Consider the following 8194-nt stretch of genomic DNA (forward strand, 5'->3'; position numbering starts at 1 on the left):
TGCCGTGCCGCGTAATCGAGATTGCAGCAGCGAGGGCGCCGCGACTGTTAGCAGGAAGGGCTCATTGCGCATCCCGTCGCACCCCCGCTAACCCAGCGCCGCTGCTGAGAATCGAGTGTCGGGGGCGCTTCTCTGCCGGAAGCCGACGGGGCAAGGGCTCCCTGTTCGATGATCATTGAAGCCAGTATTTGGCGGTGGAATGCCAGCCAGAAATGCTAGCGACAGGGGCACTAAAGAGGTACGTGATGGTCGTGTTCGCTAGCCACCCAGAGGCGCGTCGCATCGGGCGCCCTGGAGCTCTCTTGCACCCTCGGCCACACTCATCCCGATGCTGTATCATCCTGAATCGGGATAATCTAACATGGGAGGGAATGACTGTCAGTTAGGACTGGAGGGGGCAACATGAGCGTGGTGGACCCGTGCTGCTTGCGGTATCTGCGTAGCATCGTGGGTCGCATGACGAAGTAGAGATCTGTCTCCTTAGGAGCACAGGCTAAGGGAAACCCCGAGAATGCGCGTGGGTCAGCCAGATTTATGGGAGGTGTATTTTGTGAGAGACAAGACACTTCTTCAAGTGCGTCGGATGCTCCAACGTCAGCTTGTCGACGCGATTTTGAGTAATGAGCGAATTGCGAGGAAGCACCGATTACGCGTTACCGATCTGCAGACTTTGCATCTGTTGGTTCTACGGGACGATATCCGCACCCCCCACGAGATTATCGATGCGACCGGAATGCCGCCGAGTACTGTCACGAAACTGATCGACCGGCTGGAGCGCTCTGGCTACGTGCGTCGCAAATACGACCGACAAGATCGAAGGCGTATACGGCTCGAACTAGTCGCGGAAGCTATCGCTCCGCTTCAGTCGACTTACGGCCGCACTGAGGAAGAATTTGACAAGATCAGCCGACGACTAAGTGATAGTGAGCTTGAAGTTGTTATTCGGTTTCTCGAATCAGTTTCCGCGTTTGCCTTGGGGGACGCTCTAAACGCTCAGTCAAGAGACACGAGTAGCCGGGTCTAGGGACGCCAGTGGGGTCGGTGATCTTGGAATGGACTCGAATTGTAGCCAGCTGCCAAGTGCGTCAAATGGCTCCGTTACAGAACCGGTACCAGCAGGGGTCGCCCTGGCGGGTAAGTGGTGCCGTGCCTTCGAAGGTGTGGAGCAACTTTTCGGCGACTGCCGAGCCACTCATCATGGGAGGTCTTGTTGCGGAGAATGTGCCGGAATGACGTGGAACCGCTCAAGTGCTGATCGCTCAAACGTTACTCCGTTTATCGCCTGTGAATGGACCATTTCTTCTCTGGCAGTCCCTTGTACGAGCGAACGGCAGAGGATCGTGTTCATCATGGACGGGCGGGCAGAAATTGGAAGTGAGGAACGACAGATCCCCATTACCCGCGGCACCATTCTCACTATCCCCGCAGGTGCTACGCCGAAGCTTAAGCCTCGTGGTTTGCTGCGCACGATTGCACTTCTCGTGGATCCTAACTACCTCGCTGAACAGTTGCGGTGGCTGCCCCTGCACCACCCGCTCGTGCATCAGCTACAGCTCAACATCCAGGACGGGTCGACGGTCGGCAGGCTTGATCTGCCCTCAAAAGTTATGGATGCGTTGTCCCCAGTGCTGTTGCGCATCGTTCGGCAATCGATGACCGAAAGACGACAGTTTGCATTATTGGCGTCAGCCTCGGACGTTTTCGACATCATCAGCAGGGCCAAAAGCAGTGCTACCATCACAGCAAGTGAAAACAGGCGGTTGCCTCGCAAAGAGATAACCAATGCAACGCGTCTTCTACGTTCGCATCTAGGTCGGGCCTGGACCGTGGATGACCTCGCCCGGGAAGTTCTAATATCACCGTCACAACTCACACGGATCTTTCGGGCCGATCTAGGGGTTTCACCGGCAGCATATCTGCGGCAGGTGAGAGTCGATCGGATGGCCGAACTCCTGAGCACTATGACAATCGGAGTTAGCGCGGCGGCCCGGCAGGCCGGCTGGTCTAATACGACGGTAGCGAGTCGTGCGTTCAAGGAGCGTTACGGAGTTAGCCCCAGGAGCTTTGCTGCGACGCACCTCGAAGCTAGACATCTGAAGGTCGCATAGCCGCGACCTGACCCGTTGTTAACCGCGGCGAAAGGAGACATCTCTTGCGCCATCTACAGGCACAGCTCGCACTGGCCCCAGCCTCCGCGGAGCGGAGCTACTGCGTCGGGAGATCACGACTCCGCATTCAGGGGCGGAACCTGACGGTGGGGCCCGAGACTGTCCGGCAAGCGAAGCGGATCAGCCCGTCTGCGACAAAGCGAGCCTCCAAGAAACGCTATACTGCAAGCCCTCGATGCCCCGCCGGGAACCCTCTGACAGGCAAGGAGCAAGGGCACGTTTCAGGCTCGGCTACCGGGGATCAGGCGGATGCTACCGGAACATGAGAGCAGCTGCGACACTGCACGCTCCGCTGACACAGGTGTCGCATGCAGATGACCCAAAGAGACCTCCACCGCGACGGCTCGCCAGCAACACCATTAACGCGCCGTAGCCAGTGTCGTCAGCGTTCGGGCGGTGACGTATGTGGGCGAAAAACAACCGAGGGGGTGCCCTCTTTGTCGAATTCGGCTTATGCGCCCAGGGGGCGGTCGATGAGAAGCGTCGCAGTGTAGTTCAGTGCCCGTTTGCCGAGCTCAATCGCGAAACCATGCACGCTGGTGCTGCCTGATCTGGCCACGCAACGAGGCTCTTACTCAGTCCCTGTCGTCGTGATGACCATTCCAAGTATTCCTTGGAGAGCGATGATCGGTTCGTGGCGCACGGCGGTGCGGCCGACCATGAGCACGAGATGCCTGGAACCTTCCGGGGAATGCTCTGCGAGGGCGATCCCCGCCCCGAGTTCGAGGTCCGCGTAGGGATTCCCATTGGGGTCATCGTTATGGATGGAGTCCATAACATGCGATCGTCTCGATTTCTGTGCTGACAAGAGCAAGATCTCAGCCAACAGGTGTGAACTCACCCATGGGGCCAACGCATATGATGAGATCGCATCCGATGCGGTTCGTTCGTTGATTGCCGATCGTGTGTGGGAGATCTGAGGCACTGGGAATTGACGAGGCTCGACGGGCTCGGCAGATGACACGAAGCGGTCAGCAGCGATCCTCGGAATTTGTTTGCGGTGGCGTCGTGTCCGCTCGGGGCTATCGGGTCGGCCCGTACCTGCTGGGTGATCCTGTTCGTCGCACACGGTGGCGAACAGGCCCCGAACAGCAGGGAGCCACCGTCATGCCAGACCCCACACCGCCGCCCGCCACGCGACTGACCGAACTGCCCGAGCCCGTGTTCGCCGATGGTCGGGCGACGCTCTACCTCGGAGATGCGGTTGAGCTCCTCCCGCTCCTGCCCGCGGCCACCATTGATTCACTCGTGACCGATCCACCGTACGGGTTGAGCTTTAACGGGCAAGCCTGGGACGACGCCACCGGATTCCGCGAGTCGCTCCCGCACATCGACACCAGCGCAATGAGTGCGCCAGAGATATTCGAGATGTGGTGCACTGCCTGGGCTGCGGGCGCAATGCATGCGTTGAAGCCTGGCGCGCATCTTGCAGTGTTCGGTGGTGCACGCACGTGGCATCGGATGGTGCGCGGTATCGAGAATGCAGGGTTCGAGATCCGCGATCAGATTGCCTGGCTGCACACCACCGGGATGCCGAAGTCGATGGACCTCTCGCACGCAATCGATAAACACCACGGGGTGCAACGGCCAGACCGCACGGTGCAGAAATCTGAGCATGACGGGGTACTCGGTGCGACGCGCACGGTGCTGTCCAAGGGCACACCGGTGACCGAGGACGCGCAGCGGTGGGAGGGATGGGGCACAGCACTACGCCCTGCGTTTGAACCGATCATCATCGCCCGCAAACCCCCAGAAGGAAACACGGTCCGCAACGTTCTCGCGCAGGGGGTGGGAGGGATCAACATCGACGGCGGACGGTTCGCCGATGACCGGTGGCCAACGAACGTCGCCTTCGATCCGTCCCAAGCTGACGCCTTGGATATGTTGACCGGAACCTGGCAAGGCGAGTCGCTCTCTCAGAAGTTCCCGATCTTCCGGTTTGACCACAAACCTTCCTCTGGCGAGCGTCCGCGCGCTTTCGGGAGATCTCACACGACCGTGAAGCCGCTCGGATTAATGCGCTGGCTCGTCACTCTCATCACCCCACCGGGAGCGACAGTCCTTGAACCGTTTGCGGGTTCAGGCACCACGGTTGAGGCCGCCGTGTCCGGTGGCTTCCGAGTGATCGCCGTCGAGAAGGACAGGACATATCTGCCGTTAGTGATTTCCCGACTCGACAGGACACCGTGAACCGCATCAATGGATGCCCTGAACACAACCGAGAAGGAAGCGACCATCAACAACTGGCGAGCGATGACGACACTGATCGGGTTCCTACCTAAGAGGTATTCGATTCTGTTCCGCTGCGGCAGATAACGCATTTCTTCATGAAAGGAACCCATCATGGACCCCGAAACACTTCACCCCGATGAACCTGACCTTGAAGGTAGCCGGGTGGCTCAAAAGCCGCCCGCGTTTTTGTTCCTCGGGGTGATCCTCTGGTCCGATGACACTGAGGAAGACCCAACGGTGATCGCCGATCGCAACCCGGTGACGTTGGCACGGACCATGGCGATGATGATTCACGACATGATCGACGATTCACCCGCCTATGTGGGTGCGACGGAGTTCTTGCAATCGAATCCGCCACCGCAGGATTGGGTGCTGCCCGAGGATGTCGACGACTGGTTGGAGGCGTTACGGGAGGCGACCCCGTATCCGTCGTATTCGTTCCATCAGATTCCGATGACTGGTGGGGCCGATGGCACGAACCGTACGGTCGTGAACCGGTACTTGGAAAGTGCGCTCCAGGAGCGTGAACAGTCACTGAGTGCAGATGCTCCGGCTGCCCCCATCCGCCAGCGTCCCGGCCCGGCCCACGGCCTCTGATCCGGCCGGTACTGCGTCAGGTTCTTCGGTCTTAGGGCCTACGGATATGACGTTTTGGCGCATGTTCTATACACGTTGCCGCATCTTCGCCCGTTCCGCTGGACATCCCCGCTGGGGCCGCTTATGCCGGATGTAAGGCCTGCGGTTTACCCGCACCTGTCGTGCGCCTGGTGCACAAGTAATCGGCCCACCAATCGAAGGAGAAACTGTCATGTCTGATATCAACGTCCCGCCGCCACTGGGGTATGTTCCTGATCCGTTGACCCCGCACCGGGTGGTGATCGAGTTCGATGTTCTCGCGCGTAGTCAGGCTGAAGCTGACTACATCGTGGGTGAGGTACTCGTTGAGGAGCTTGCTGGTGAACCCGATGGGATTCGCACCGATGGGGATCGGGTGTTCGGAGAGGACTTCGGCGGTGATGTGTCGAGCATCACCTCGTGGATCCCCGTCACCGACGCCCCGGCAGCGACACTTCACCGGGTGGTGATTCCGTCGCCGGGGTGGGAACCGTTCGAGGAGAGCGGGATCCCGGAGATCGTGGCGGAAATGTTCCCGCCCGAACCCCACACCGATAGTTTCCGCCTCCCGGACGGGTCACCCGACACCGACGGTTTCGATGAAGCACACGAACTGTGGCGCGACGAATGCCTCTCGCTCGCGATCCAAGCCTCACGACTGCCCGACACGCTCACGAAGCTCGAGCGAGCGGAGCGTGTGCGTGACGGGCTGATCGACCTCATCGAACGAGAACCGCTTCCGGTGGAGCCCGTAAAAGAGGACTACCTCGTCACCGTTGCGCCCGCGTACGAGGGCGAGTTTGAGGATATGCGGTTTGCGTGGGATCACGGGCAGTGGCGCACTGATTTCACTGACCTCGCTCAGCGTCGCGAACACGCCCTCCAAGGGTTACTTGCAGAGGGCGGGCCGCGGACGATGTTCCTGCCGGAAAAGTTCCATCGGGAGTGGCTGCCCGCGGACCTGATCGCGATCCAAACGCTCCGGACGGTCGTTGAGCGAGAGAAAGCCGGGCAGGGGGTGCCGCTGCTGGACCGAACGCAGCGGGAACAGTTGGAAGCGATGCTGCTCGCTGCTGACCCTGATGTGCGCATCACCGACCCTGCAGACCCAGACGAGGGCGAGTTGTATGCCGGGCCTGCGTCAGAAGCTCATGACTGGATCCCGCCGGGCGTGTACGACGCGGTCGGGCTCGAAGGCACCGGAGAATTTCGGGTCGTTGTCGGCAGGATGCCGGTCGGTACGGACGGGACAGCATCGGCAGCATTTTCACCGGTGGAGCAGGACAGTGCGGTGTTGAACGAGGTCGCCCGCATCCTGGAGCAGAACAGCGAACTGTACGAGCCTGCCGAGGCTCTCGCACGGGTGAATGCTGCAATTGTTGCGACGGGGAGGATCGGTGCTGCACCCGAACCCTTCGGGGGTGCGTCGCCGGGGCGAGCGGTGACTCGGCTGGAGCAGGGGGTGCTGCTGAGCGAGTTCCTCGCTGAACGAGAGCAGCACCTGGACACCGGCCCAGATGACCCAGAATGCCCCACGCCCGATGCCGGGTTTGGCCGGAGTTTGTAGCAGATTCGTGCGTACGGCCGGTGGAGGTGGGGGCCGGTGTGTTTGACGATTTGACGCATGTTCTATACAAAACGACGCATCTTTGCCCGGAATGCTGGCAAACAGGGTGCGGGCTCGGGTAGTGCTTGAGTCTTACAGGGGAATGCTCGCAAGCGGACTCTGCATCACCAGGTGACCTCGCACGCACTGCTGCTGCCACACCTGAGGGATGAACCCGCGCACGAGCTTCTCATCAGCGCGGATGTTTCCCAGGAGGTGCACATGATTATCATCGACCCCACCGGCTGGGTGTTGCCGGAACATCTCCCAAGCTCCGTTCCCGCCGCTGCCACCGCGTACGCGGCAGCCGGTATCCCCGTGTTTCCCTGTGCGCCTGCCGGAAAGCGCCCCCTCGCCGTGCACGGCTTCCATGACGCGACTATCGATCTCGCCCAGGTCAGCGGGTGGTGGAGACGATTCCCGGCAGCGAACATCGGCATCCCGACCGGCCAGCTGATAGATGTGCTCGACATCGATGTGCACGCCGCCGGTACCGGATTTCCGGCCCTGCGTACCCTCCAGCAGGAGGACTTGATCAGCGGATGGGGGCAGGCGGTTCGATCCCCATCGGGCGGCCTGCACCTGTACTACCCGGCAGATCCAAACCAGCCACGCGGGTCGTGGTCGAGAGGACGCACTCACATGGATTTTCGTGGCGTCGGCGGCTACATCATCGCCCCACCCTGCACGATCACCACCGAGCACGGGGACCGCCGCTACGAGGTGATCGCCCGAGGAAAGTACCCGCGGCCGGTCGACGCAGACAGCATCCGTGAGCGCCTCACCCCGAAACCCGAACCGGCAGCACGACACTTCGTCACTGCCGCCAACTCACAGGAGACGTCGGCCGAGCACATCGCGGAATGGGTATCTACGCTTCCGGAGGGAAACCGGAACGCCGGTCTGTTCTGGGCCGCGTGCCGTCTGGCGGAGGCCGGCTTCACCGTGCATGACACCACCGGCATCCTCGAACCCGCAGCTACCTCTGTTGGGCTCGAGCCACGGGAGATCGCCTCCACGATCCGCTCCGCCCACCGCAGCACCCAACTCAGCCACGACCCCAGCAGCGTCACCGCCGGATCGAGAGTGAAAGCCCCGGCTATCCGATGACCACGACCATTCCAACGGCGAACCCTCACATACGGGTCGACGGCACACCGAACACAGCGACCGAGCATGCGGAGACGTCGGGGGTGTCGCGGTTTGTGATCGTGCTCGCGGTCACCGGAACAATCCTCCTCGCGCTCGGCGCATTCTGGCTCTCATTCACGACCCTGCGCGACCTTGCCGTGCTCTCCGGGATCGCAGCAGAGCAGGCATGGATTTGGCCGCTGATCGTGGACGGCGTGATCCTGGAAGCCACGATCAGTGTCGTCGCCCTCCGAAACTCAGCGAAAGCAGCCCGCCGGTTTGCGTGGCTGCTCCTCGCTGCAGGGGCCGGGGTATCGGTCGCCGCGAACATCACCCACGCGGTAGTCGCCGCGGACACCCGTGTCCCTGCACTCATCGCCGCCCTGGTTGCTTCGGTGCCGCCGCTGGTGTTGCTAGCGATGACACATCTCACCGTGGAACT

General features: G+C 61.1%; 8 protein-coding genes. 7 read left to right on the top strand and 1 reads right to left on the bottom strand.

What is annotated here, in order from left to right:
- Positions 1-583 precede the first annotated feature (583 nt).
- Complete coding sequence (locus OOT08_RS03790) at positions 584-1024, top strand: MarR family winged helix-turn-helix transcriptional regulator (protein ID WP_325091298.1); 441 nt, start codon at positions 584-586, stop codon at positions 1022-1024.
- 205 nt (positions 1025-1229) lie between these two features.
- Positions 1230-2108 (top strand): AraC family transcriptional regulator, encoded by an 879-nt coding sequence (locus tag OOT08_RS03795; RefSeq protein WP_325091202.1) that lies wholly within the window; start codon positions 1230-1232, stop codon positions 2106-2108.
- A 631-nt stretch (positions 2109-2739) separates the two neighbouring features.
- Here the strand turns inward: OOT08_RS03795 and OOT08_RS03800 are convergent.
- Entirely contained in the window at positions 2740-2943 is a 204-nt protein-coding gene (locus OOT08_RS03800) for a hypothetical protein (RefSeq protein WP_325091203.1), read from the bottom strand.
- Between the two features lie 332 nt (positions 2944-3275).
- On the opposite strand from OOT08_RS03800, the gene OOT08_RS03805 reads away from it, so the two are divergent.
- From OOT08_RS03805 to OOT08_RS03825, 5 genes are all read left to right on the top strand, one after another.
- On the top strand, positions 3276-4358 hold the full coding sequence (locus tag OOT08_RS03805) for a DNA-methyltransferase (RefSeq protein ID WP_325091204.1): 1083 nt from the start codon (positions 3276-3278) through the stop codon (positions 4356-4358).
- A gap of 153 nt (positions 4359-4511) precedes the next feature.
- Positions 4512-4997 carry a hypothetical protein gene (locus tag OOT08_RS03810; protein WP_325091205.1) on the top strand — a complete coding sequence of 162 codons (486 nt, stop codon included), beginning with the start codon at positions 4512-4514 and terminating at the stop codon, positions 4995-4997.
- 211 nt (positions 4998-5208) lie between these two features.
- On the top strand, positions 5209-6582 hold the full coding sequence (locus tag OOT08_RS03815; RefSeq protein WP_325091206.1) for a hypothetical protein: 1374 nt from the start codon (positions 5209-5211) through the stop codon (positions 6580-6582).
- Positions 6583-6843: 261 nt separating this feature from the next.
- The gene (locus tag OOT08_RS03820) at positions 6844-7731 is read left to right on the top strand and encodes a bifunctional DNA primase/polymerase (RefSeq protein ID WP_325091207.1); all 888 of its coding nucleotides are present in this window, start codon (positions 6844-6846) and stop codon (positions 7729-7731) included.
- Positions 7728-8194, top strand: a 467-nt coding sequence (locus OOT08_RS03825) for a DUF2637 domain-containing protein (RefSeq protein ID WP_325091208.1), incomplete at its 3' end; no start/stop codon positions are given. The genes OOT08_RS03820 and OOT08_RS03825, both read left to right, overlap by 4 nt.

Origin of the sequence: Leucobacter sp. M11, assembly GCF_035726885.1 — a bacterium.
Taxonomy (GTDB): domain Bacteria; phylum Actinomycetota; class Actinomycetes; order Actinomycetales; family Microbacteriaceae; genus JAPFRB01.

Bases quoted from the DNA above. Each gene is read 5' to 3' on its own strand.
- OOT08_RS03790 (WP_325091298.1), top strand. From the start codon at position 584: ATGCTCCAACGTCAGCTTGTCGACGCGATTTTGAGTAATGAGCGAATT.
- OOT08_RS03795 (WP_325091202.1), top strand. From the start codon at position 1,230: ATGACGTGGAACCGCTCAAGTGCTGATCGCTCAAACGTTACTCCGTTT.
- OOT08_RS03800 (WP_325091203.1), bottom strand. From the start codon at position 2,943: ATGGACTCCATCCATAACGATGACCCCAATGGGAATCCCTACGCGGAC.
- OOT08_RS03805 (WP_325091204.1), top strand. From the start codon at position 3,276: ATGCCAGACCCCACACCGCCGCCCGCCACGCGACTGACCGAACTGCCC.
- OOT08_RS03810 (WP_325091205.1), top strand. From the start codon at position 4,512: ATGGACCCCGAAACACTTCACCCCGATGAACCTGACCTTGAAGGTAGC.
- OOT08_RS03815 (WP_325091206.1), top strand. From the start codon at position 5,209: ATGTCTGATATCAACGTCCCGCCGCCACTGGGGTATGTTCCTGATCCG.
- OOT08_RS03820 (WP_325091207.1), top strand. From the start codon at position 6,844: ATGATTATCATCGACCCCACCGGCTGGGTGTTGCCGGAACATCTCCCA.